Raw genomic sequence first — 25,661 nt, 5'->3', positions numbered from 1 at the left:
CAGTGACGGTGCTGCGGATTCAAGCGCCGAGTATGTCTTCCAGGCTGCCGGCAAGCAGCACGCGGTCGGTCCATTCCAGCAGCTCGGCCTCGCCGGCCTGGGCGACGCGTTCGCGCAGGGTGTCCGGCAATGGGCCGAAGCGGCGTTCGAGCAGGCGCAGAAGCACGGCGGACTGGCCTTCCATGCGACCTTTCGCCAGCCCTTCCTCCCGCGCCACCTTTAGTTCGGTCTTCTCATCGCGCAGCGCGCGTTCGCGCACGAAGGCCAGGCGGCGGGCTTCGTCGTTGGCCGACAGGGCGTCGAGGTAGTCCTGCGCTTGCAGGACCGGTTCGTGGGTGATGTGGCGCATGCGGTCGTCCTCCTGCCAGTGCTCGAACCAAGTCACCCAGTCTGCCAGCACGCCATGGCTGTGCGCCAGCAGGCGGTCGGCCTTGGGCAGTTCGAGCACGTTCAATTGTAGTTCCTCTCCCAGCAGGATGCGCGGCTGGCGGCGGTCGCGCAGTTCGAAGCACCAGTGTGCCTGGGCGGGCTCGTCGAACAGGGTGAAATCGAGCAGGTGGATGCCGATCACCGGCTTGAGCCGGGTGTAGTCCTCGCCGCCATTCAACTGTCCGGCCAGCAGGCGGGCCAGATAGTAGGCGCTGCGGGCGTTCCAGCCGGCATGGCGGCGGACCTGCATCTCGACGTTGTAGAGGCGCCCGGCGGCGTCGCGGGCGAGTACGTCGAGCACGATGAACTTGCCGGTGAGTTCGGCCGGTTCGATGCTCGGGTTGAGGATGTCGACCACCTCCACCGGGGGCGCGTCGGCGCGCACGGCGTTGATGAGGTCGGCGAGCAGGTCCGGGGCGGCGGAGAACAGGCGCTTGAAGACGAAATCGTTGCGCGGATCGAGCAGGGGGCGGGACATGGCGGTGGCCGGGGCGGGGAAATGGCGGGAATTCTATATCAATAATGCCATTAACATCATTTGCCCGCCCGGAGCGATGCGCGGCTGGCGGCAGCCCGCTCCTGCCATGGCAGGGCAAACGCCTGTAAAGGATTTCCTGCGATTACCCTGGTATCAGGTGTTGTATGAGGTCCGGTTTGGGTCGGTACCGCGCCGGCCGTGCCGTGCGAGTTGGCGGATGGCTGACCGCCTGCTGTGCTGGACTGACGAGTGGCCAACATCCCTCGACAAGCTGAGGGCGTGTTTCATTGCCGGGTGAATAAGGCCGCTCCTGCGGCCCGGCCTGCTAGCGCGTCCAGGCGGCACGCCATTCGTCCAGATGGTCTTCCAGCATCCAGTGTCGGCGGACGTGGGCCTGCAGTGCCTGGCCTTCGGCGCGGGTTGCGTCGAGATCGTGAATACGCTCGCGGATGGCGGCGATCCAGGCCTGCGCGGTGTTGGCGACGCGTTTCACCGGGAAGTCCGGCTGCTGGTAGGGACCGACGTCCGAGCACACCACGGGGTAGCCGAGAATGCCGTATTCGAGCAGCTTGAGCGGGCTCTTGGCCTCGTTGAAGGCGCTTGCGCCGATGGGGGCGAGCGCCAGGTCGAGATCCATGGCGGCCAGTTGCGCGGGATAGGCATCGAATGGTACGGCACCATGGATCTGCTTGATGTAGGGGCGTAGTTCCGGCCGGACGATGCCGAAGAACACCCAGTCCACCTCGCGTGACAGCAGCGGAACGATCTGCGACAGCAATTGCAGGTCGCCGAGGTGGGAATCGCTGCCCGACCAGCCGACACGGGGCTTCTTGCGCTGCTTGCGTGGAGGGGCGACCGCCCCCCACACCGCTCCAGGAAGATAGTTGGGCGCGATGCGCACTTCCGGCACCAGCGGACCATAGGCTTCCGCCAGCGGGGCAGTGGGAACGACCAGGCGGTCGCATCGCCGCAGCGAGGCTTCGAAGCAACGCAGGGCGTTATCGCCGAAATGCCTGGCCGCCGGATTTTCCGGCGAAACCTGGGTGACCAGGTCGTCTACCTCGACGATACGCAGCGCGCGGCTGTGCGCCTGATAGATTTCCAGCGCGCACAGATGGCGTTCGCTGGTCGGCTGTTGCACCACGATGGTCGATAGGTCGGCCTTGGCGGTTTCGACCGGGATGAGAAAACGCTGGCTGGCATAGTTGCGGGTGAGGCCGGCGTCCTGCAGGGCGCGCGCGGGAACGAGCATGCGGTATTCGCCGCTGCCCGCGCGGTTGATGGGATGGACCAGGATGCGCGGCAGGGGATTCCAGGGGGTGGGGTTCCACGACAGGACCGCTTCCGGCTCCGGCTGGAGCGCCGTTCCGCGCAGGCTGAGGTTGGGATTGGAGGCCGGATCGCGGGCCAGGCGGCTCAGCCAGCGTTGCTGAAGTGCCAGGCTGGTATCGTGCTGCGCCGGGGCCGGCGTCTCGGCGTCGGAGTGCAGCAAGGTGGCAAAGGGTGTCCACAGGATGCGCTTGCCGTCGGCGGAAAGCCGCAGGCAGAAGTCCACATCGGCCCAGGCGTCCGGAAAAACCTCGTGGTCGAAGCCACCGGCGGACAGGTAAGCCTCCCGCGCCACCAGCAGGCAGGCGCCGCTGACGGCGGAAACTTGGTGGCTGACCTGGTTGCGCGCCAGCACATCCGCCTCGTCGGCCGGCTTGCCGGCGAATGGCGTGGCTGCCGCGCCGTCGAGTCCGAGCAGATAGCCGCCATGTTGCAGGCTGCCGTCGCTGCGCAGCAGGCGGGCGCCGACCGCCACGACTTCCGGCTGCTGCGACAGCGCAACCATCTCGCCCAGCCAGTCGCGGTGCAGGGCGGCCGTGCTCGGGGCCAGCATCAGCAGCAGCGCGCCACTGGCTGCCTGCGCGCCGAAATGGATGCGCGCAGAGGGAGAAGTGGCCGGCGCATCGGTGTGTACGGTGAGCCGGTCGTCGCCCAGTTGCCGCAAGGCTTGCAGGTAAGCCTGAGTGTCAGTGTCAAGCGCTTGATGCCCGATCAGGACGACTTCGAAATCGGGATAGTCGGTCTGCTCGAAAAGGTTCTCGATGCAGCGTTGCAGGTGAGTGAGCCGGTCGTCGGCGGCAATGAGGATGGAAACCCGTGGCGCCGCTTGCAGCGGATAGAGGATGCGGGCGGTGCCGGCGGCCAGGCCGGGATGGGCCTGGGCTTGCGGCGCCTGGCGGGCCAGGTGGCGTTGCAGGCAGGGCAGTTGCGGGTAACTGCCCTCCGGCAAGGGGTGAAGGGCCGGATGCGCCGCGCTGCGGTGATACAGCACGTCCGCCAGATGGCCGAAGGCGGCCGCCGGCAGGTGCTCCGCCAGCTGCAGGGCAAGATCGAATTCGCCTTGCCGGTCGGGCAGAAGCTGCCAGCCGCCCGCGGCCTGCCAGATGGTCTGCCGGGCCAGCAACAGGCCACCGATGTAGGCGCTGCCGCGCAGCCATTCGAGATCGAAATCCGGTTTGAAGCGCGGGGAATGGCGGGCGCCATCCGCCTCGACGATGTCTTCGTCGGTATAGACCGCATGCAATTGCGGGTTCGAGTGCAGGTATTCGGCCAGCACCAGCAGGGCATGCGGCGCGAGCAGATCGCCGGCGCGCACGATGCCGACCCAGCGGGTTTCCGGCGCGTCGGCCAATGCCCGGGCGGCGTTTTCCCCTACCGCTTCCCCGGCGTGCCATGCCAGGCGGTCACCGTTCAAGCCTTCGGGGGCGGGCTGCGGACTGGCGACGCTGACGAACACGCCGGAGTAATACTGCCCCGCCAGGGATCGCAGGGTGCGGGCCAATGCCTGCGTGTCGCCGCCTTCGTCGAGTACGGCGAGGTGGAAGCGCGGCGGCGTGTCCCAGGTCTGGATACGCTGTTCGTAGGCCCTGGCGTCGCTTGCGTGGAAGCGGTGGGTGGCGATCCAGTCCTGGTAGGTGTCGGATGGTGTCATGGCGTGAATGGGGTGTGCTGCCGCGTTTCCTTGAGGGTTTCAAATGGGTTTTGCGTTTCGAGCATTCTGCGGGCCTTTTCCTGAAGGGTCGTCAGGAAGGCATGAGCCTGATCTGCGCAATGTCTGGAATGCGCCAACTCTTCCTGCAAGACGTTCCATTCTGGTTCAATCCACGAAATGTTGTCGATGCGAGGGTTCGTGGAGACGAGAATGTCCCGGACAAAAATATGAAGCTCTCCGTCATCCGGTTCGCGCTTCAGGATTTGCGCGCAGGTGGCGAGTGCCTGCCATAGCCGGTTTTGCAGGGTAAATGCAGCGGCAAGCTTGCGCAGACAATTCGTCGAGGAGAACTCCAGTGACGCGCCTTGCGGCAGGATGGAAATGGCCTTGTCCATGAGGCCTCGCTCGATGTAAATGCCTCCGAGCATGTCATGGATTTCCCATCGGGTCGTTTGGCGTTCGATAAGAAGTTCCATCAACTGGATGGCTTCTTCATCCGCTCCCTGGCGGATGAGTTTGTCCAGCTTCTGAATGAGTCTGTTTTCGTCGGAAACGGAAATGGTTTCCACATTCGATGTCTTGGGGGGAGGGGCCGTTGTGGTCGCCGGCCCGGAGCTGGGGATGATTTTCGCAACGGACTGGTCGATCCATGCGGAAAATACCAACGCGGGATCCGTCGCCGATGCGTGATGGGCGAAGAACTCTTCCCTGGACAGGGCTTCGAGGAATTGATTCACGTGTTTCGCCCGCTGCTCCGGAGCCAGCAGCCAGAGTGCTTCTATTTTGGACGGGCGCTCCCGTGCTTGGTGCAGGGGCAGGCGTTGCTGGGTCGAAGATGCAAAATCCAGGATTGAGTCCAGCATGTACGAATTGCTATTTTCATAGAGAGCCCTGTAGTCATTGACTTCGCGTGTCAGCTTTTCAAGAATTCCCGGCTCGTCCGCCCAGCCGGTTCCGGGAGGGTTCCATCCCTCTTTTGTCAAATAGTCGGATGGCACCCGAAGTACCGGGCAGCCGCACAGGAGGGCTTCATTGGTGATGGAGGATTGTTCGTAGCAATACAGGACCTTCGATCGCCTGAGGATGGCTGCAATCTCTTCCGGGGAGCGCGGTATGTCCTGGCAAAGACTGATGGAGCCGTCTTTTATGGCATCAGGTACCTGAAAGCCGGCGATGAGATACTTGTGTGCGTAATAGCATGTCAGGGTTCTCGACTGGTCATGCTCGTTGTTGTCATTGTTGAATATTCTCAGGTCCACCAGAGGCGTGGTGAGCCGGGCCGATTCCCGCTCCTGGGGGGTGATCCATTCGGCGAAGTGAAAAATCAGGGCATCTGCCGGCAGGATCTTGGGGCCGCCGACGGTGCCGGGGGTGTTCAGGAGCCAGAGGGCCTTCGAGGGCGTCTGGAAGGAGTATTCATAAGCGACTTCCGGATATACGGAGATGGGAGTTTTCCCGCTAAGGAAGTGGTTCTTGATGGTTTCCGGATCCAGGCGTGGCGTTCTGAGATGAGGGCTGATCCTTGTGCCGTGGGGTACGTAGGCTTCGTACCCGAGTTCATTCAGGATATGGCACAGATAGTGCAAACAGCGGACGCCAGCGGCCCTGTGAGTGTAGCCGGGCGCGAATATGTAATAGGGGTTGTTTTCCGCCTGGAAGCAATGTTTTATTTGTTTTCTTGCCATGGCCCGCATTCACTCCGAGGGTGGATTTTCTCGTTACGGTTTTTACTGGAATCCGGATGTGCGATAGTAGTTCAGCGTTCTGGCTATCGCGGTGTCGAGGTCGACGGTTTGTTCGACATTGAGTTCTTTTCTTATCCGGGTCGTCTCTGGAAGGTAATTGTCCGGTGATGAGGTTTCTTTTTCATCTGAATTATTTTCGATAATCGCGGTGCATCCGGCCTGTCCGGCGATCTTCCCGGCGAGTTCGCCGATTGAAACCGGTTCGCTCGACCCCACGTTGTACAGCCGGCCCGAGGGTGCATCAAACAGGACGGTCAATAGCCATACCAGCAGATCGGTTGGATACAGGAAGGATCGAACAGGGGTTCCACTGCCTCGGACACGAATGGGGCCGCCGTTGATCGCGTCTCGAATGAAATTCCCCGCTGCATAGTGGATGTCAGTTTGGAGATAGGGGCCGATGAACGTGAAGCAGCGACAGATCTTGACTTCGTAGGCGTTCATGCCGGCATGGATGCGGGCCAGGAGTTCGGCTGCCCGTTTGGCCTCGCCAAGCGCGGATGCGACCGGCCGGGTAATGTCGGGGGCTCCCGGATACTCTTCGCTTATCGGAAGCGGGTAATCCGTGACCGGTCCATAGGCATTTCCGGAACTGGTAAGAAGAATTTTGCCGGCACCGCAGCGTGCGGCGAATTCAAGCATGCGCTGCGTGCCCAGAACCGTGGTGGTGAATTTTTCCAGGGGCGGTTCGTTGGCGAAGGTGGCTTCGGCCGAGGTTGTCGCCATGTGGATGAGATGGGAGAAGTGGCCAGGAGGAAAGGAGAAATTCCGGACATCCCCGTGTACGAAGCCGATGGCGCCGTTGCCGGCGAGTTGCGGCATTTTCTCGAGAAAGCGCCCACTGTTCCGTGTCAGCACGGTGGCGGAGATATCCGCTGCCAACCGCTTGTTAACCCATGCCAGGGTTTCCAGCAGCCATTTGCCGAAAAAACCGGTTCCCCCGGTGATGAACAGGCGTTCTCCTCTCAATTCCTTGAGTTTGGGAGCCAGCCTTGAAACGATTTCTTCGAGATCGCCGGCAAGGCTGGATCTTTCCTGCTGGGCCAATGTAATGGTTCTCCGGTGGTGTGGCTTATCCCAGAACAACGAGCGCGCTTGCCCAGTATTCCGACGCTGTTCCGAAATGCACTCTTCTGTTGAACGTCAGGTTCAATCCGTAGGGTTCGAAATAGTAGCCAGCAGTTTCCTTCTCGGCTTGCAGGGCAGCCAGCCAGAGCATGTTGGAATAGCCTTTGTGGCGTTGCAGCAGACCTGGAGAGCCGACAAGCGCCGCGCAGGTGTCATGGCCGCCTGCAAGGTGGAACATGTCCGGCAGTGCCGAGATCTGTTCCTGGGCTGCAGGTACGGCATATTCCGTCAGACATGGGAAATAATACCCGACCACATCCTGTTCGTGCATGGCATCGAGCAGACTCTGGTGGCGGGAGTCGGGATGAACGGAGAGTTTTCCGCTCAGGCCGGTCTGGTGGTGATTGGAGAACTGGTATTGAGGAAAGCTTTCCGAGAAGGATGATTCAACTGCCGGCAGATAGGTCTTTTCCAGCGAATCGCCAATGTCGCCGATTCGTTCGGAGCGCGGCAGGAAGAAGGGTACGTGAGTGCCACGGGTAATGTTTTCCGCCCATGGGGTTTCTTGCAGGCGTGTCAGGATGCTTTGCGCCCGCTGCTCGAACTGTTCATGGGTCAGTGCAAGTGGCGGGCCCAGGTGTTTTTTTATGCGATTGAAGATCGCAGGGTAGTCGATCCCGGGTTGCTCTATCCTGAAATAACGCCGCGACTCCAGGTTGGCGGGGTGGGTGAGTGCCGATGGAATCAACCGGCCATGGATGTCGAACGGAGAGCTTGTGCTGTATGCGGAATTTTTCATTGAAGGCTGGATCTTGATTCGTGGGTCATCCGGTTACGCTGTCTTCATCGGAGAATCCTTTTCCCCAAGGTACCGGCAGCAGGGTGACGCCGTTGGTTTTTTCGGCATGAATTTGCATGAATTTCAAATCCTCTCCGATCAGGCAGTCTGGACGATAGGGGCCTAACCAGGGGTTGCGCATGCCGCGTGCGAGAATTTCCTTCAAGGAGGTTTGACGAAGGTTTCCGAGCGAAAAATCAATATACGGACATGGAGTGACTTCCATGGAGGAGGTTACCGTGATGATGCCTTTCACGGTAATGCATCCTTTGTATGATCCATACGATGGAGTCATGTGCGTGAATACGTTGAATTCTTTTTCGAGTTCCCGGACGATGTCCGCCTCTTCCTTGTCGATGACAAAGTCCGGGTGTTCCTTGCAGGCGCCGGTGGGCTTTGCATAGGATACATAGAGGCCGATGCCGCGTTTCGTTGAGAACTCACAGAAATCGCGGAATTCCTTGGTTCGCGCGCGACCCTTTACCAATACGGTCTGGATGATGAGGTTCAGCCCTGCCTCCTGCGCTGCGTCGATTGCTCTCATCGCGCGCTTATAGGATCCGGGTTTGTTCCTGAATGAATCGTGTTCGTCCTCGACAAAACTGTCGATGGAAATCTGAACCTTTTCAACGCCGATTTTCTTCAGGTGCTGCGCTTTTTTCTGGTCGAGGAACCAGCCGTTCGTATCCGTGATGACGTAATGCTTGTCTGGGTCAATGGCTTCCACTACGGCATCGAAATCTTTCATTACGAGCGGTTCCCCGCCGGTAATCACGAACCTGGCCAGACCCAGTTCGTCGGCCTGTTTCGATAGCGCGCGTACGTCATCGAGATTCATCTGCTGCCGTGTATCCGTGATCTTGAATACTTTCTCCAGATGCCTGTCCATGTAGAACTCGGCGGAGCAGTGGGTGCAGTGAAAGTTGCAGAGATAGCTTTTCTCAAGACGGATGATCGGGCTGATTTCGCCCCGCTCTTCCATGTCTGCAATTGCCGCCAGCTTGGCCGCGACGTAAGGCTTGCGGGCGCGGAGGCCGTTTCTGCGCTCCTTTTCGGCGTCGCTCAGTAATTGGTCGGCCGGATCTTCAATTGGATTCACGATCAAGTCCTTTATGTACGAATTGAAAAGCGCCGATTGTGGCATTGGGGTGTGTTTTTAATAATCATTTTTATCCGCTGGCTGGATGGTGCGCGGGTGTTGTTCTCCCTCAACACTTGGAAGAGGGGCAATCGAAGGCCGGTTTGAGCCGGTCTGTATCGTTTGAGAGGTCGTCTTCCGGGAACCAGCGGTAGCGGATGATATTGCAGCCGATACAGGTTTGCGACGCATGCTGAACGCCATCCAGCATTGCGCGCCGGAAATGGCGGAATTTTTCTCCGTTCCAGATCTCACGGACATTTTCCGTGTTGCAATCGCCGAGGATGGCCGGGTAGTCCCAGGAATAGCATGGGACCACCTTGCCATCCGGGTTGATCTGCATGTGGAAGAAAGGCTGCGGGCAAACGGAGACTTGCCCGAGTGGGAGGCCAAACTGGGTCAGGGCGTTGGATTTGTCTTTGAGTATGAGGGAGAAATCGATGGCCTTGTGAATGGGGACCGTCTGCTCCACTGCAATCGTGTCGCAATACTCGCCAAAAAGAGAATGGAATTTCTCCCTGTCGGCCTCGCCATCGAGCGCGGTGTCGATGATCTTGATGTAGACGTGGGTTTCCCCACGATTACGATGGAGATAGGCGAGATTGTCGAGCAGGCGGGAGAAATCGACCTTGGCGCCGGCGACTTCACCGTATTTTTCTGCACTGGTCCCTTGTATCGAAATGACCAGGCGCTTGAGCCCGGCAGCAACCAGGCCGTCGACCATGCGCTGATCCAGCAGCAGGCCGTTGGTGACTATTTCGGTCGTCGCTGCGATATTCCGTTCGGTCGCATAGCCCACCATGTCGATGATCTTCTTGTGCAGCAAGGGTTCGCCGATTCCGACGAAGCGCAGCACCTTGATCTGCCGGGGAAATTGGGCCATCTCGTCCACGCACTTGCGGTAGAGCGTGAAGTCCATCAGGTTCTTGTCCGAGATGAAACCGCGGCTTTCTTTCTCGACGGAAAAAATGCAGTAGCCGCATTTGAAATTACAGGCGTAGACCGGAAAGATCTGGACCACGAAGGGCGTATCCAGCGGCAGGGCGTCAGCCAGCCGTTGCCGCTGGCCGCCCGGCGCGTGGCCGCTGATGTCCTTTCCTTGTATTTTGGTTTCGGTCATGGCTGTCGGATGTACGCCCGGTAGACGTCATGATAGGCGATCATGTTGGCGGGGCATGCTTCATGCCATTTCAGATAGCCGGCATCCATCGGTGTCAGGCCGGCGTTCTTCGGGATGAATGCGCTATCCAGGCGGCAGCGATATAGCAGTGAGATGAAATGCCCCCGCAGATCGCGGTCGTGGTGAATCATTTCGTTGAGTGCGAGCGGCTCCGGGTCGTATTCGACCGGTGTGCCGATTTCGGAGAGCGCCACCTGCTGGATACGCGATGCAATGGTTTCCTTGAAGCGGATGATTCCGCCGGGGATGTGCCAGCCGGTTCCTGAATGGATGTCATCTCGCCAGGCGAGCAGCGTGCGTCCCCGTTCGTCCTGGATCAGCAGATCGACATTGATGAAAGGCGTGGTGCGGCTGATGTAATAGAAGATGTCGTCCGGCAGCCCCCGGGCGGGATCGGGAACGGCCGCGACGAGTGTCTCCACGGCTTGGGTGATCTGATCGTTCATGTGCGGGGGTATTTGATGTAATGCAGCGGCTTGCTGGTTTGCACCGCCGGTGGGACTTCTTTGCCGGCAAGGGGCCGGCCAGCACAGTAGTCGCAGATTTCGAGGAACTCCAGATCGGTTGTGTAATGGCCGATGCGGCGACGCATTTCATCGCGCGAGGAGAGGTCGGCGTCGAGGATGTTGACATAGTCGCCGGGCAGATCGGGTACCGCTTCCAGGCGGTCTGCGTTGGCAGCGAATGGGCAGCGGAACAGTTTGCCGGAGGAGAGCGTCAGCATGTTCTTGGCACAGCATTCCTGGTAGACGGCGACATTGTCCGCGCGTGGGCGGTTGTGTTTTTCGATGCTCGCACAATCGAGCCAGCTATCCACGGTCAGAATCCGGTGGGCCACGTCATGTTGTGCCAGCCAGGCCCGCAGAGGCCCCATGTTGCGTGACAGCTGGCCGTAATCGGTGACGACGAGCAGTACCTTCGGATGCTGGAGCAGAGCGGCCTGCTCGTCCTTAGGGACGATGGCGCCATTGGTGTAGATGGCGATCCGCTTTATTTTTGCCTCGCCCACCAGTTGGCCGACTACTTCGGGCCACTGTTTGTGCATGAACGCGTCGCCGCCGATGATCCGTACTTCCATGATCTCGTCGGCCAGGGCGCACAGGGTCTGGATGGAGTGGAGGATTTCCTCGACCGTCATGTTGCGTGGCTGCTCGTAATACTGCATCAGGTTTGAGCAGTCCTTGCACTTGAGGGAGCAGCGTTCGGTGATGATGAGATCGACACTGCGCAGGAAAAGCTGCGCCGGGTCGAGGAAGGCCCGATGTATGGTGATACAGCTCTCGATGGAGAACTTGACGAAGTCGATTTCGGTGTCTTCCTGCGCGAGGTCGATGCCTTCGAGCAATGGGCCGGCCGCAACCCAGTCGTCGATGCCCTGCGCGGCCAGCAGGTCGACTACGTCGCGGATGGCCGCCACGCTGATCAGTACGAGCGGGTCGGGGAAATGCCGTGCTACTTCGGCCGTCGGGATGACGGTGTGGCCGAAGAAGTCGGTGCCGATCACCCTGACGCTGCCGTCGCAGACCCCGGCGATGGGAATGCCGAGATCGCGGCACAGGCCGATCAGTTGTTCGCCGACGATGCCCGCGCCGCTCAGGACGATGGGCTTGCGGGCCGTGCGCAGGCGTTCAAGAATGGCTGTTCTCATGGTTTCCGTTCTATTTTCCCGTAGCGTCGATTGCCCTTTACCCTGGCTACTACGGCAAGAAGCCGGGTGAACTTGAGCTGCATCAAAAAAGGGATCAGCCGGCTGGTGCCAGGCCGGGGCCGGTAACACGGCAAAGCCTCGCGGATCACCGGTGCCGTCACCAAGCGTTGCACTTCTCCCAGAATCTTCGTGTGGTTGTCGGGCGCGATCTGCCGGCAGGTGCGAATGATGAAAATAACCGCGTAATGGATCAGGGTGTGCCCTGCTTCCTGATGCAAGCGCTGGCGTGGCGTGCCGGCGAGTGACAGGGCGTCGGCAAAGCGCCCAACCATCGTCCTGAAGGCGGTCATGTCGCGTGTCAGGCTGTCTGCGTGCAGGATGCTCATGCTGGCGGAAGCGTGTTGGCTGCGCAGTGTGTAAACATAAACCGGGTGATTGACGAAAACCAGTTTGCGCGTCTGGCAGAGGAAAGCCAGATTGAAGGCGAAATCCTCGAACAGACGCATCGACTCGTCGGCTGCGATGCCGTGCGCCAGGATTACGGCACGCCGGTACAGCCGGGCCCAGCAGTAACTGACAAGATGATTGCTGGGATGATTCAGAAAGTGCCGGACGTAATCGAGCAATGCCTGGCCGGCCAGTATCCGGGTTTCGCCCGTGAAGGGCGGCGCGTCGACGGCGAAGACGACGGGTTGCGCCTTGGGCGGTGCATCATTTTCCTGCTTGAGAAAGTTGCCCAGGATCAGGTCGCCGCCTTCCCTGGCGGCGGCTTCCCTCAGGTGGGCCAGGGCATCGGCGGGCAGGCGATCGTCCGCGTCGAGGAAGAAAACGAAAGTACCGCGCGCTTCCCGCACCCCCCGGTTCCTGGCCGCCGAAGGGCCGCCGTTCGCCTGCGCGACGACGCGAATCCGGGCGTCGCGGGCGGCGTACGTGGTGCACTGGGCGAGGCTGTCGTCGACCGAGCCGTCATCGACGAGGATCAGTTCCCAGCCACCGAAAGTTTGTCCGAGCACGCTGTCGACGGCAGAAGAGAGAAAGGCGCTCGCGTTGAACACGGGAACGACGATGCTGATCTCCGGTGTTTGCCCGGGCGGCGTACGGGGTGGGGAAGGCGACATAGCGAGACGGAAGGTGAAAGGGGGTGTGGAGGTTTGGCACGCGGTTCATCATTCGTCTTGGTCTCGTTCCGGCACGGCCAGCAGGACCAGCTCCGTGAAATCGTCGCTGAACAATCGCAAGTAATAGCGGTATCCCGGGACGATTTCGTCGATCAGCCCGGGAATCTCGAACAGGTCGTCGCGCCGGTGATAAACGCTGATGAGCAGCGCCGGTCGATTCTCGCGAATCAACGCGCGGGCACCGCGCAGAGCCTGTCTTTCGGCACCTTCGATATCCATTTTGATGATGGAGACCGGCCGGCCGAGCAGGAGGTCGTCGAGCCGGTCGACCTCGATCCGGGTGGGCGTTGGCGCCCGGCTGATTCTGGAATCCGTGGTGCCCAGGTTTTCGAAATAGAGGGTTGCCTTTTCCGACCAGGCGCCGATCCGGTAAAGAAAAACGTCGGGGTCGGCATGTGCAACCTCGTGCAGCTTGGCAAAGCTGTGGGAATCCGGTTCGAGGCAGTGGGCGACGTACTTGCCGCCGGCCGGCTTCCTTTTCAGGAAGTGATATAGGGTGTCGCCGTCGAAAGCGCCGCAGTCGACGAGTATTTCCCCGGTGCCGAGCCGGAGGATGTCGTTGTTGAAATAGTAGTGGCTTTCCGGTGCGCCCTTGTCCTGCGGTGGCGGGTAGCGCCTGACGAAGGAATTTTCCGCGAGGTGTCGCTGCCAGCTCCGGTAGTCCGCGGGGTTGTGGAGCAGGGCGAGGCGTTGCACGAAAATGCGCCGCGACTCGTCGTCGGAGAGCAGGGCGTAGGTCTTTTCCAGATCCGGTGCGTGACGCGCCAGATCGGCGGTCGTCCATCGCCATTGTTCGATGTGCGTATAGAAGCGCAGGGCGTCCGGGGAGGTCCGGACGATCTGGTCTTCCCCGAATCCGGCGGAGCGGAGGCGTTCCGCGATTTCCTGCTGGTACTTGCCGGCGGCGAGCGTGACGATGGCCGATGGATGTCGCGCGTGGGCCGTTTCCGGATCGAGGACGGGAAGCCCCTGGATCGACGATCCGATTTTTTCGGGGGCGTTGTCGGTGACGGCGACGGGTTCGAGATCAAGGGCGCGGAACACGGGAACCATGCGCGCTCCGGCGGAGCCGGCGCCGTGGACGATGAAGGGTATTTTTCCGTCACGAACCTCGGCGAAGCGGCTGCCAAGCGTGTTCTCGATGAAATCCGCATGATCTTTCGCCGGAGAGGCGGCGGTGACGAGATCGATGATGTTCATGCTTCGGCTCCTGGATTTCGGGAGAGCGCCTGCGCGCCAATGCTTCTGCTGCCGGCCGGGGGCGGATAGGAAATGGCCCGTTCGACCAGGTTTTCGCTGTTTTTCAGCGCGTCGAGAATGCCCTGGCGTTCATCTTCGTCCGCGTGCCAGAATTTCCCGAGCGCCGCGAATGCCGGTTCTTCCGCGACGCGCGGGGAGAGCGCCTGGGCCAGATGGAAGTAGCGTTCGGCAACCTCGGAAAAACCTTCCACCAGAGCGCGCGTGCTGTAGCGCAGGCAGAGCTGGCCGAGTTTTTCCGTTGATCTGTCCAGATTTTCGAGCACTCCGTGCATGCCCCTGGTACGGGCAATTTCCGCGAACTGGAGATGCAGCAGGTAGGGGCCGATCACCTCCATCAGGTTGCTGGCCGCTGCGTGGGAGTCATTGGCGCCGTGCAGGCGGTGGTACAGCAGGGGCCTGTCGATGTAGGCGACGTCGTAATCGCAGCACAGGTTGAAATCCATGATCCTCGCGCCGTACCAGCGGCCCGCGAGTACCTTGGAGAAATCGACGCGATGGGCTGCCTCGCGGGCCGATACGTACATGACTTGAGAGATGCTCGGGTTGATGGCGGCCATCATGTAGACGGCCGCCTGTTCATGCCCGGGGATGATGCAGGAGCGATCGTAGAAAGGGGGTTCCGTGCGCGGCTCGCCGTCGCCGTCGATGATGCCGCGATGCACCATGGCGAATGCGCAGTCGGGATGCGCCTCAAGCGTACGAACGCACGTCTCGATGAAATCCGGTGCCATGACGTCGTCCGAGCACATCTGCACCGTGTATTTGCCGCTCGATTGGAAGACGCAGTTGACGATGTTGGCGTCCGGCCCGAAGTTCTGCCGGTTGCGGGCGATGCTGACCCGGTCGGGATGGCGCCGCTGGTATTCGAGTGCGATCTTCCAGGATTCGTCTTCCGAGGCGTTGTCGGAAAAGCTGATCTCGAAATTGGGATAGGTCTGGGCCAGGACGGACTCGAAACACTGGCGCAGGAAACGGCCGTAGTTGTAGTTGTGGATGCGGACGCTGACCAGCGGCGGCAAGCCTTCGCACGGTGGGCATTCCCGCCCGCTTTTATCTTGTCGCATGGCCTGGCGATCCGAGAGGGGTCTTCGACGGGACCACGAAATGGGAAAAGTCGTCGATCAGCCGTGGGCTCCCCGCCATGCGTGCGGCCGGGAAGCCGGCGGTAACGAGCTGGGCGTTGATTGCGGCGAATCCTGCGAGTGTCGATATGAAGACGATGCTTTCAGCCGGCATGGCGAGCAAGCGCTCGAAGCCGATTACCGGCAAGCCATCGCAGGTACGGGAATCTTCGTCCGCCACGCCGTTGTCGCAATATCGATCAACGGCAAAGCCGAAGAATTCCAGGACTCTCTTGAGCTGGATGCCGGCGGCTCCGGCGCCGAACAGGATGAGCGGGGCGCCGGCCGCCAGCCGCCCGAGCTGTTCGGGGGTAAAGGCCGTTTCGATGAAATGGGCACGTGAAAAGCGGGCACGTGAAAAACGGGCAGGTGAAAAAGTGGTGGCGGTGAAGGCCGGCGACGCCATCCCTTGCCGGCAGGCGGCGTCCAGCCAAGCGGCGGCCTGCCGTTCTTCTTCCTCGGTCAACCGCTTCGTCGGGTAGCCGGCGCTGCGCTCGACGGTTTGTAATCTGTGACGGAACATGAGCACCATCCGTGCCTTTTCCGATTCAACATCCGGGGGGGGCGGGTTCCAGTCGATTGTCGGGTAGTCGTTGGGGGTATGGATCGGCAGGTATTGCCGGAGCATCGACACACGTGGATTTTCCGGCTGGCCGAAGGTGAAGACGACGGGAATGCCCATTGCCAGGCAGGGCAGGGCAATGTGGATGCGGCGGGTTACCACCAGCGCTGCCCGGTCGCGGATTTCAGCGAGGCGCTGGTGAGCCATTGACTGGACGGTGGCGATGTCTTCGTCCGACATCGGGAATTTCCCGGAAGGCAGCGGCCCTTCCTGTTCCAGGCGAACGACTCTATCGCGCAGGGCCGCGGGCAGATGGGGTTCGATGTCACCCAGTGGGTCGATCAGGTAAATCCCTTCGGGATTTCCGGGTGCTTGCCGACGCGGCAAGGCGAGGGTGAGGCAGCCGGAGTAATAGGCTTCGATCCCCAGGCTCCGCAGGTAATCCCGCGTTCCGAGATCCCGGCAGCCTATCGGGGCATGTTTCTGCATCGATTCCAGGAAGGCCCGGTTGTCCGCCAGATATTCCCAGCTTCCCTCGTTCAGGTGGAAACCATGGAACAGGGGAAGAATTCCCTCGTCGCAGATCGGCAGCGGAAACGTGCCGGGCCGGCAGCCGAACCATCCCTGGACGATCAAGATCCCACGGTGTCCGGAGGGCAGGCCCAGTTCTTCCCAGATCAGTCGGCCGATGGCAGTTTTCTGGACCCCGCAGTCTTGCAGCAGGTGTTCGACCGCGATGCTTTGAATGCTGTCGCCCAGGTTGCAGTTCGTTCCGGCGGTGTATCGGTGGGCGATGACGAAATAGTTCATCGGCTACACATCCGCCAGGGAACGATGGCCGAAGCCGGCGGTGAGGGATCGCTTCTTCATGGAATCAATAGTTCGTTTTCGATGCCCATTGTCCGTATTTGCTGCTCGATTCTTCGGGGTTCGGAGGCATGGAGAATCAGGATCGGATGATCGCATTCCAGGACGCGCTCCGTTGATTGGACGACATGCCCGCAAATCGATTGGCCATGCTTGTGCGCATCGCTGTCGACGATCATCGAGATGTTCGCCTCGGCGAGGCGTGTGTCGGATAGCGCCTGCAAGGTTTTCAGGCCCGCGCACCAGATGATCAGCGGTTCCTGGCTTGCGGCGAAATGCGCGGCGATCCGTTCGACGCCCGAACTGTCCGCCGATTCCCGCACCGCATGGTATCCGGCGGGGACGGATGCCCCGTTTTCCAGAACGATTTCGTCAAGCGGCGGAAGTGATTCCTCGGGGGTGTAGCCGGTGATTTCGAGAAAATGGTCGACGTCCCCGCCGCGCGGTGCGGAGACGGTCAGCAGCTTGCCGACATGCGCGCTGCGGGATTCGCCTTGGGCAAGGATGAGTGTGCCGTCGACGCGCGTTCGAACGGTATGGCAGCGATAGCTCAGCCTGGCGGACGGAGCGGGCAGGGGAATCACGAAGCGATTTCCGGGCGCGATCCAGATTCCCCGAATCGAATCGTCGAATCCCAGCCAGATCTTGCGCAGGTAGGTTTGTTGGTTCGACAGGCGGGCGGAGAAAAATGCCGAGTAGAAAATTTCCTGCTCTGCGGGGACGAACTGGTCGAAAGTGATGCGGTCCGCCCGGGACATGATTTGATCGTGGAGGTGCCGGTATTCCCAACAGGTAATCGAGGGGTTCGCGGCTAGCGCCCTTCTCGGCAGATCGATGAAGACCTCGCGGTTATGCAGCAGTGCCGCGTCGGAGACTTCCCATATTTTCCCCAGGATGGCCTTTCCCTGGGTGATCGAGCCCTCCATGTCGAAGAGCGCGCTCAGGTGGATATGGATGTCGTTGCCGGCTGCGTACCGAAATACCTCGACCATGTCGTCCACGTTGGCATTGGATACCGTGACGTTGAAAACGATCCTCGGCGACCGTCCATGTTCCCGGGTGGCCGCCAGCAGGTTTTCGAGGTTCTGCCGCAAAACGGGCAGCTTGCCATGGGTGCGCAGCCAGGCGAAGCGTTCCTCGTCGAATGTGTCGCAACTGATCTGGACGATTTCGAAGCGGGTCAGCAGCCGCAATTCGTCGGCATCGAGCTTGCGGCCGAAATTCGTTATCAGCCGCAGCCTGAGGCGGGGGTGGCGGGCGAATATTTCCTGGCATAGGCGCTGCCAGTGGCGATAGGTGGTCAGTTCGCCCAAGCCGCAGAAGTTGAAGATTTGCAGCCCCCGCGCGACGAGTTCGTCCAGGACCGCCATGAAGAAGTCTTGGTCCATCACCTGCGCCAGCGTGCCCCGGTGCCCGTCGGGGCCGGAGTGCGAGCAGTAGATGCAGGAAAAATTGCACCGGTTCGTGATGTTTCCACCGCATTCGTCGAAGGCGTACAGACCGGCGAGATCTTCGCCGGCCGTCGGTACGCCCCGCGCCTCCAGATAGGCGGCAACCTTGGCGGCGAGCGCTTCGGCGGGAATGTCCGGCTCGTGGACCGCCCTGCATTGCTTGCAGGCATCCGGCAGGTCGCCGGTCAACAGGGCATTCCTCAGTTTCCGGTAGTCGGCGTTCCTGAACAGCCCCCGTTCGGCGCCCAGGGTCGGCAAGTCTTGCTGCAGATTGCCGAAATCCCCTCTGATCGGCCCGCAGCACGGCGATATCTTGCCGTCGGCGAGAAATTCCACGGCTCGCCAGGGGGCCATGCAGTTTTTTGTCAATTTCATCGACACTGAATCGGTATCCGCATGAGGTTCATGGCAAGGTAATGCTGCCTTCCGGCGGGGCATACGATATTTGCCGGCTGATGAAATTCAGCTCGGATTTCAATTCATTCAGTATTTTCTTCCTGTCCGTTGCCGAGCCGTCCCAGTAGCCGGAAATCAGGGCATGGATGGGCTCGGACTTGATGCCCGGAGAGAGGGCCGCCGCAAGATGAAAATAGCGTGCCCCCGTCGTTTCATCGCCGGCGACCAGGAATTTGCCGCAATATCTCAGGCACAGCTTGCCCAGTTTCTCCGTCGAGTCCGGCAGCCGGTTGCGAACCCCTTGCAGTCCATAGGTGCCTGCTGTTTCGGCGAATTGCTGGTTCAGCACATACGGGCCGAGAATTTCGAGCAGGCTTCCGGCGGCTTTCAGCGAATCGTTTTCGGCGTGCAGCCGGTGTCGAAGAAGCGCGTCCTTGATGTAGGCGATGGGGTAGTTGCAGCACAGGTGGAAGTCGAGCAGCCGGGTTCCGTACCAGCGCCCGGCCAGTTCCCGGGAGACGTCCTTGCCGTGGACGGCGGATTTGCCCGAAACGTACATGATTTGCGAAACGCTGGGATTGACCGCCGCCATCATGTAAACCTCGGCCTGGCCCGCTCCGGGAATGATGCACGAACGGTCGTAGAACGGGGCTTCCGGAGTCAGGTGGCCCCGGTCGTCGATGATCGAGCGGTTGACCATGGCGAAGGCGCATGCCGGGTGGGCTTCGAGGACGTCGACGCAACGGGCGATGTAGTCCGCTTCGAGCATGTCGTCGGAACAAAGCTGCAGGTGATATTTCCCTCGTTTCGAGAAGGCGCAGTTGGCCAGATTCGCGTGCGGACCGAAATTCAGGCGGTTGCGCGCAATGTTGAAAATGTCCGGATATTTCCGGCGATAGGCCGTGGCGATCTCCCAGGAATCGTCCGAAGAAGCATTGTCGGAAAAGCAGACCTCGATATTCCGGTAGCGCTGCTCGAGAATGCTGTCGAAACACGCTCGCAGGTATCGCCCGTAGTTGTAGTTGAAGACCAGGATGCTGACGAGAGGGTCGGCGGTACGGCTCCGGGAGGTTCGGCTACGGTTCATCATTCCGGCTCAATCCGCCTTTGGGCGAGGCGTGAATGAATGGTCCGCCGGAGATGTGGCGGCCTCAAAGCATGCCTCCGCTCCGACGGCTGGCGCAATCGTTGCGGCGAGATGCGCCAGCCTTCCGGACAGGGCGTCCTGCCCCCTGGCGCGGGCGGCCCCGCTTTCGTGCAGGAGGTGCCGTCCGAGCTGGATGATCGATGCCGCGCAGGCATCTTCCGGGCAGCCCGTGCCGCATTGTGCGATGTGGGTGGCGATCCGGCGTTTGTCGAGATAGAGCCGGATGTAGTGATCGATGATGCTTTCGTCGCCTTCCTCGTCCGCTTCCGGCCTGATGAAGAGAAGCCACGGATCGAGCAGGTATCCGGCCCTGTATTTCAGTGCCAGCAGCAGTTCCGTGTAGTGATTCGAATGGCCGCCGTGCAGCTTGAGGATGTCGGTATTGAAAAGGCAGACGTTCGAGAACGGGGAGGGGGCTTCCATCAATAATCGTACGAGATGCTCGTCCCCGGATACGGTACCGGACTGATCGTACAAAGGCATTTCGGGGATCTGTCCGCCCTGTTCATCGAGCCGCATGGTGCGCACCCTCACCAGCGCGACGTCCGCTTCCGCCTCGATCTGCCGGAGGCATGTTTCGATCAGGTCGGAATGCAGCACGGCGTTGCCATGAAATCTCATGACGTATTTCCCGCGGGCGTTCTGCAGATGCTCGACCAGGGCATCCGGAAAGTAATCCTTGCGGATGCGCAGCACGGTGATGATGCCTGGATGCCTGTCCTGGTAGTCCGTGACGATTTGCCAGGTGTCGTCCGTCGAGGCAAAGTCGTACGCGATGATTTCGATGTTCGGGTGGCTCTGCGCAAGAAGGCTGTCAAGGCAGCGGGCAAGCGTTTTCCCGTGGTTCCTGCAGTGCAGGATGATCGAGACCCGTGGCGCTGCGGAGGCGTGCGCTACGCTGGTCGCGGAAGGGGAGGGATGTTTCGTCATGAGGTTCAATCTGCTCCGGATGGCCGGGTTTCACCATTCTGGATTCGTGCATTGCACGCCATGGCTTGGCAAGGACAGACGCTCCGGATCCCTGTAGGGGTTGAATGGGTCGATGATTTCAATGCCGAGTTCCGCGTCGAGCAGTTCGGCGTAAATTTCCGCGTGGTGCGCATTGCTGGTGATGACGATCGCTGATGTTTCACCTTGCCGGTTTCCTGAACGCAGGTCCATGGCGGACAGGACGGGGATTCCGGCCAGGGTATCGGTCCCCGGGGATCTGTCGAATATCCTGCCCGGATGCAGGTTGGCGGGAATGACCGATGCAAGGAGTTTGCGGCAGTAATCCCCGGCACCGTAGAAGGCGATCTGTTCGGGGCGGAAGCGGGTTTGCAGATTCTTCAGCGTTGTTTCCCAGTAATGCTGGTTGGGTTTTCCGGTCCTCAGGTGGTAGTCGAGCTGTCTTTGGACGACCTCGAAAAAATAATCGACATAATGCTTCGGGTAGTTTTTTCTCAGGCATGTCGAGACATCGTCGATCATCTTCCTATCGGGCAGGAAGCGCCACGGAAGCATCAGGGATGAAAGCAGGTTGCCGATGTATTTCCTGGTTTCGCGGGTGATGATCAGCGAGGCGATGTTGGGGATGGAGATGTTTTCGCCCCGTGCAAAATTGGGAACCAGTTTCTCCCCGATGATGCAGTCGAACAGAACGCGGCAGGCAATGATCGAAGCCGGGCCGATGTACTGGACAAATGGGTGGTCAGCCTCGAGAAACACCGTCTGGTCATGAATCACGACGGTCGCGCCATCTTTCAGGTAGGGCAGGATGCACAGGAAATTGAGGATTTCTCCGGGGAGGTAGTGGGCCGTGTCCAGAATACAGAAATCGATGTCGCCACCGATTTCTTCCAGGAACGCGGAAACATCCCTGCCCAGCATCAGGCGCGCCCGTCCGGAAAATTCCGGGAAGATTGCCATCGTGTTCCGGACTTCGATCTCGGGATTGAGGTCCACGCAGTACAGCGCGGAATTCGAGCCGATCTCTTCGAGTGCCTGGAGAATGACGGCGGTGGTACCGCCCTTGTTGACGCCGGCCTCAAGAATCTTTTGCGGTTTTCTTTCCCGAATCAGACCGCAAATGAAGGCGGATTCTTCCACCGTCATGCCGATGGTGTAATCGTGTTCTCCCTCGGTGGGCGGGAGGCGCTTCTCGACGGCTTCTCTGGGGGCATGCCAAAGCAGCCCGGAAACGTCATGAAGCAGTGCTTCCGCCCCGGCAAAACGGTTTTGCCCGGATTCATCCTTCATGCTTTTCCCCTGCGCTGGCATACAGCACGGTTTCTATGCAGAAACCCGTATAGTTCCTCAAGTGGAAGCGGTAGCCCAGCCCCAGGGCGTGCAGTTGGCGCGGAATCTCCCAGAGATGCGCCGCCGAGTGGTAAACGCAGATGCCCAGGTCGGGCGTGCATCGCCGCAGCAAGCCTTCCGCCCCCTTGAGCACCTCGGGTTCGGCGCCTTCGACGTCCATCGAAATGAAGGTCGGGTTCATCCCCGGCAGGGCCTGGTCTAGCGTTACGCACTGGGCCTGTGCCGTGCCCGCCGCGGCAAGGCGGGAGCCCAGGCCATCGCCCGGCATGAAGGGTTTCTGGCCGGCGCTGCCGTAGACCGCGCAGGGCCAGGTCAGGATCTGGTCGGCGAGGGCGTCTCCTTCCCTTTCGAGATAGTCGATCAGGCGGTGGTAGATATGGGGCTCCGGCTCGAAGCAGGCGATGGTGTCGACCTTGCCGTGCGTCGCGTGCAACAGGCGGACGGTGTCGCCATCGTAGGCGCCGCAGCAGACGTAGCGCGTGTGCCCCCGGCCGAGCGGAACGTCGCGGGGAAAATACTGCTCTTCCCTGGGACGCAGGGGAATCGCCTCCGGCCTGCGGTGCATGTGGGTCCGCAGTACGCTCAGGAACACCCGCCGGCTTTCCTCGTCACCGAGCAGGTCGAAGGCCGCGAGAATCTCCGCCCGCTGCTCGTGGAAGAAAGCAGGGCCGCGCAGTCCGGCCTCGGGCGGTTCGTCGAAGGGGTTGTGGATCTCGTAGATGTCGTGCAGCGATACGGCGTCGTGCAGTCCGATGGCCGCCAGCGTCGCGCGGATTTCGTCGTGCAGGGCACGATTGCCGACGCAGATCACGACGCGCGCTTGCCGCCGCGTTTCGGCGTCTAGGGGGCAGTTTTCCGGCGCATGGGCGGGAATGCCCTGCCATTCGCCGCCGCCGGCGAAACGGCGGTCGAGAACGGCGACTGGCCGGCAGCCGTGGCGCTTCATGGCGATCTCGTGGAACCAGTGGCTGCATTCGCCGGCGCCGTAGAGAACGATGGGCCGGTTGTCGAGGACGCCGTCGGCGAGGTTGAGCCCGGCGGGCGACGGGATCGATTCGAATGCGGCAACGAGCGCCAAGCGTGGATCGTCAGGTATGCTCATGTCTTTCTTCTTCTCCCGCCCATTCGGGGACGGCATACAAGTCTGTGTCGCACAGGTGCAAGGTGTTGTGCCGCAGCGCAATGCGGTATCCGGGCCATAGCGCCTTGATCTGGATGGGTAGTGCGTAGATCGAGGCGACGCCGTGGTAAGCGCCGATCACCAGTTTTGGTTTATGCCGTCGGATGGTTTCCCGGGCACCGAGAAGTACTTCGGGAATGATGTTGCCACCGGGGTCCGCTTTGATGAGGGTGACCCGTTCACCGGCCAGGAAATCGTCGAGGCTGGTGACTTCGATGTCTACGTCGCCGTTGCTGGCAATCGCTGCCGCCTGGTCGTGCACCGCCGTCCCGGAAGACAGGAAACGCAGCCTGCAAGTGTTCGACCATACGCCCAGTGGCTGGCAATGTACTTCAGGATAGGCGGCCGCGGTGCGCAGCAAGCGGTCATGACAGGCCGTATCGGGCTCGAAGGCGATGACCTTCCTCCAGGTGATGCCGCGCGCGCGGCAGGCTTCCGCGAAGGTGACGATGGTGTCGCCGTCGTAGGCGCCGACATCGACGTAAATTTCATCGTTTTCCGGTGCGAGGACATCGCTGTTGAAATAATAATGGTCCTCGGGTGTGCCTTCGTAGCCGGTCAGGCCGAAATCCCGGTAGGGTTCGCTGAAGTTGCGGATGAAATCGCTGAATAGCGAGAAGTTGCCTGCCGAGGCCATGAGCGCGAGTTTTGCGATCAGCAATTTCTTCGATTTTTCGTCATCGAGCAGATCGTGGGCATCGGCGATCAGCGCCTGGTCGTCGATGAAGCGTTCCAGGCAGGTCCGCGGCCTGCATTGTGCTTCGTGGATCTGGAACAGGGCTTGAGTACCGACCGTGGCGTACATGTAGATGAAGTCTGCCGTGTCGTCCTGGCAGCGGATGTGGGCATCCGGAAAGCCCGCTTCGCGCAGTTGCCGGGCGATCGAGTCCCGATGCCGGAGTGCGGCGATGACGACCAGGCTGTCGCGGTGATGGGCCCGGAGATCAGCGAAGGAAATCACGGGTAGCTCATCCACCCGCGTGCCGGCCTTGCCGGGGCCGTTGTCGCAGAACGCGACGGCGGCGATACCGTGCTTGCGCAGGGTGTCGTTCATCTCCCGGCCCAGTCCGCCGGCGCCAAAGACGACGACCGGCATCCGGCCGCTCCGCGCCTCGCCGAGGTGCTCACCGAACACGGCTTCGAGGAAGCCCGGCGTGCCCGCCGCCGCGTCGACGATTCCGCTGATCCGGGACAGGATGTCGTTCATGACCCCGTCTGCTCCTCGCAATGTTCTTCGAAAACTGCGATTTCGGCGGCGCGATCCAGGTGTTTCGCCACGGTGGCGGCGATGTCCTTGCGGTGGTGTTCGGGTACTGCCACGATGACCAGGTCGGGCGCCTGTTCGGCGAGTTGCGCGTAGGGATAGACCGTCACGCCGTCGATCTGCTTGCCGTGCAGCACCGTGTCGCGATCGAAGAATCCGACGATCTCGGCCCCGGCCAGTTCCGGATGCGCGAGCAGCCGCCGTGCCAATGTGCATGCCGGTGCCAGGGCCAGGCGTTTCCCGGCCAGCGATATGGCTTGCCAATCCTGCCCGGGGGGACGGATGCGCAATGGCGACACCGAGAATCCGGCGGCCTCGCCGGCTGCCCGCGCGCCATCGGCGTCGCGGAAATTCTCCAGGCGGAGATTGATGGTGGGGTGACGCGGGCCCTTCCTCGAACGGGCGATTTCCGCCTTTGCCGATTCGAGAAGCATCTTGCCTTGCAGGCTGACCACGGCCAGGTGTTTTTCGGGGAAATGCACGGCATTCAGCCCGTGCTTTTCCAGCATGAGATAGGTTTTTGCATAGGCGGCGACATGCCGGGTGTAGTCGTGCCCGCCGAAGTCGGCGCAATCGCCGGGCAGGTTGCACAGGGGGTCGAAATCGAAGGTCAGCCAAACCTCCTGCGGCCGGATCGCCAGCATGGCGTAGGTGAAACCGACCACGTCGTCGTCGCCGCAATTATCCTGACAGAATATGTACTTGACGGAGAGCTGGCCGCCTCCCTGGTTGCCGGCCTGGGCGTAGCGGGTGATTGTTTCGAGGACATCGGTGTAGCGTTTGCTTTTCTTGAGCGCGTTGTAGGTCGACGGCGTGCCGGCATCGAGCGAGGCGCAGACCCAGCGGATGGTGCCCTTGGCCAGACCGTCGTAGACCGACTGCTTGTAGATGACGGCATTGGTGTACAGAAAGACCCGAATCCGGCGCGAGGCGAAGTAGTCGATGTAGGCGTCGAAATCCTTGAGCAGGGTCGGTTCGCCGCCGTTGAAGTCGACGGCCGCGTCCCAGACGACGTCCTCGGGTTCGAACAGGCGAAGTACGGTGAGTGCGTCGTACTGGGCCTCGGCGAACGAGTCTTGCTGGGTGTAGCCGCAGAAGGTGCAGCGCAGGTTACAGGTCGTCGTTGCCGCCAGGTCGATGTGGCCGAGCCGGTCGAAACGGACCTCCTCGGGTTCTTTCAGGACGACCATGTGGCAGTGCTTGCATGGCGTTTCGCTGTGATCGTCGTTGAGCAGGTCGAAAATCCATCGCCTTTTTTCGGCGATCATTTCGCGGGTGATGGTCGTGCTGGCGGCTTCTTCCGCCGTCCAGTAGATCGGCGACGAGAACGGGCCGAGCTGGCAGGCGTGGATGCCTTCCTGCCCGAGCCGCAGGCCGCTTTCGAGTTTCGGGCAGGATTTGACCAGTTTTTTTTCGTTGTCAGCCATGGTGTC

Annotated in this window: 20 protein-coding genes; all 20 read right to left on the bottom strand. The window is 60.9% G+C overall.

Features of this window, described 5'->3' with window-relative positions; translation table 11 throughout:
* Positions 1–19 precede the first annotated feature (19 nt).
* Positions 20–907: an Rpn family recombination-promoting nuclease/putative transposase gene (locus E6C76_RS09060; protein WP_136347904.1), complete on the bottom strand. Its 888-nt coding sequence runs from the start codon at positions 905–907 to the stop codon at positions 20–22.
* Positions 908–1,232: 325 nt separating this feature from the next.
* The gene (locus E6C76_RS09055) at positions 1,233–3,887 is read right to left on the bottom strand and encodes a glycosyltransferase (protein WP_136347903.1); all 2,655 of its coding nucleotides are present in this window, start codon (positions 3,885–3,887) and stop codon (positions 1,233–1,235) included.
* The gene (locus tag E6C76_RS09050; RefSeq protein ID WP_136347902.1) at positions 3,884–5,572 is read right to left on the bottom strand and encodes a tetratricopeptide repeat protein; all 1,689 of its coding nucleotides are present in this window, start codon (positions 5,570–5,572) and stop codon (positions 3,884–3,886) included. The genes E6C76_RS09055 and E6C76_RS09050 overlap by 4 nt, the downstream gene beginning before the upstream one ends.
* 42 nt (positions 5,573–5,614) lie before the next feature.
* Positions 5,615–6,679, bottom strand: coding sequence for an NAD-dependent epimerase/dehydratase family protein (locus E6C76_RS09045; RefSeq protein ID WP_168734301.1), 1,065 nt, complete (start codon positions 6,677–6,679; stop codon positions 5,615–5,617).
* 25 nt (positions 6,680–6,704) lie between these two features.
* On the bottom strand, positions 6,705–7,499 hold the full coding sequence (locus E6C76_RS09040) for a hypothetical protein (protein WP_136347900.1): 795 nt from the start codon (positions 7,497–7,499) through the stop codon (positions 6,705–6,707).
* A gap of 25 nt (positions 7,500–7,524) precedes the next feature.
* Complete coding sequence (locus tag E6C76_RS09035; protein ID WP_230976211.1) at positions 7,525–8,637, bottom strand: radical SAM/SPASM domain-containing protein; 1,113 nt, start codon at positions 8,635–8,637, stop codon at positions 7,525–7,527.
* A gap of 109 nt (positions 8,638–8,746) precedes the next feature.
* A complete protein-coding gene (locus E6C76_RS09030; RefSeq protein WP_211090171.1) occupies positions 8,747–9,796 on the bottom strand; it encodes a radical SAM protein in 1,050 nt (349 codons plus the stop codon).
* Positions 9,793–10,302: an NUDIX domain-containing protein gene (locus tag E6C76_RS09025; protein WP_136347898.1), complete on the bottom strand. Its 510-nt coding sequence runs from the start codon at positions 10,300–10,302 to the stop codon at positions 9,793–9,795. The genes E6C76_RS09030 and E6C76_RS09025 overlap by 4 nt, the downstream gene beginning before the upstream one ends.
* Positions 10,299–11,504: a radical SAM protein gene (locus E6C76_RS09020; RefSeq protein ID WP_136347897.1), complete on the bottom strand. Its 1,206-nt coding sequence runs from the start codon at positions 11,502–11,504 to the stop codon at positions 10,299–10,301. Before E6C76_RS09020 ends, E6C76_RS09025 begins: the two co-directional genes overlap by 4 nt.
* On the bottom strand, positions 11,501–12,622 hold the full coding sequence (locus E6C76_RS09015) for a glycosyltransferase family 2 protein (RefSeq protein ID WP_136347896.1): 1,122 nt from the start codon (positions 12,620–12,622) through the stop codon (positions 11,501–11,503). Before E6C76_RS09015 ends, E6C76_RS09020 begins: the two co-directional genes overlap by 4 nt.
* A 48-nt stretch (positions 12,623–12,670) precedes the next feature.
* On the bottom strand, positions 12,671–13,882 hold the full coding sequence (locus E6C76_RS09010; RefSeq protein WP_136347895.1) for an FkbM family methyltransferase: 1,212 nt from the start codon (positions 13,880–13,882) through the stop codon (positions 12,671–12,673).
* Positions 13,879–14,961 (bottom strand): glycosyltransferase family 2 protein, encoded by a 1,083-nt coding sequence (locus E6C76_RS09005; RefSeq protein WP_168734299.1) that lies wholly within the window; start codon positions 14,959–14,961, stop codon positions 13,879–13,881. Before E6C76_RS09005 ends, E6C76_RS09010 begins: the two co-directional genes overlap by 4 nt.
* A gap of 31 nt (positions 14,962–14,992) precedes the next feature.
* Positions 14,993–16,435, bottom strand: coding sequence for a polysaccharide pyruvyl transferase family protein (locus tag E6C76_RS09000; RefSeq protein WP_136347893.1), 1,443 nt, complete (start codon positions 16,433–16,435; stop codon positions 14,993–14,995).
* 56 nt (positions 16,436–16,491) lie between these two features.
* Entirely contained in the window at positions 16,492–18,318 is a 1,827-nt protein-coding gene (locus E6C76_RS08995) for a radical SAM protein (protein WP_230976231.1), read from the bottom strand.
* Between the two features lie 28 nt (positions 18,319–18,346).
* Positions 18,347–19,429 (bottom strand): glycosyltransferase family 2 protein, encoded by a 1,083-nt coding sequence (locus tag E6C76_RS08990; RefSeq protein WP_136347891.1) that lies wholly within the window; start codon positions 19,427–19,429, stop codon positions 18,347–18,349.
* A 6-nt stretch (positions 19,430–19,435) separates the two neighbouring features.
* Complete coding sequence (locus E6C76_RS08985; RefSeq protein ID WP_136347890.1) at positions 19,436–20,416, bottom strand: glycosyltransferase family 2 protein; 981 nt, start codon at positions 20,414–20,416, stop codon at positions 19,436–19,438.
* Between the two features lie 30 nt (positions 20,417–20,446).
* A complete protein-coding gene (locus tag E6C76_RS08980; RefSeq protein WP_168734297.1) occupies positions 20,447–21,724 on the bottom strand; it encodes a class I SAM-dependent methyltransferase in 1,278 nt (425 codons plus the stop codon).
* Positions 21,714–22,862, bottom strand: a complete 1,149-nt coding sequence (locus E6C76_RS08975) for an FkbM family methyltransferase (RefSeq protein WP_168734296.1) — start codon at positions 22,860–22,862, stop codon at positions 21,714–21,716. Before E6C76_RS08975 ends, E6C76_RS08980 begins: the two co-directional genes overlap by 11 nt.
* 10 nt (positions 22,863–22,872) lie before the next feature.
* On the bottom strand, positions 22,873–24,171 hold the full coding sequence (locus E6C76_RS08970) for an FkbM family methyltransferase (RefSeq protein WP_136347887.1): 1,299 nt from the start codon (positions 24,169–24,171) through the stop codon (positions 22,873–22,875).
* The gene (locus E6C76_RS08965; protein ID WP_168734295.1) at positions 24,168–25,655 is read right to left on the bottom strand and encodes a radical SAM protein; all 1,488 of its coding nucleotides are present in this window, start codon (positions 25,653–25,655) and stop codon (positions 24,168–24,170) included. Before E6C76_RS08965 ends, E6C76_RS08970 begins: the two co-directional genes overlap by 4 nt.
* Between the last annotated feature and the right edge of the window lie 6 nt (positions 25,656–25,661).

Source organism: Pseudothauera nasutitermitis, assembly GCF_004801295.1.
Taxonomy (GTDB): Bacteria; Pseudomonadota; Gammaproteobacteria; order Burkholderiales; family Rhodocyclaceae; genus Pseudothauera; species Pseudothauera nasutitermitis.
Note: the sequence above shows the minus strand (reverse complement) of the source record. Positions and strands in the feature narration are given on the sequence as shown.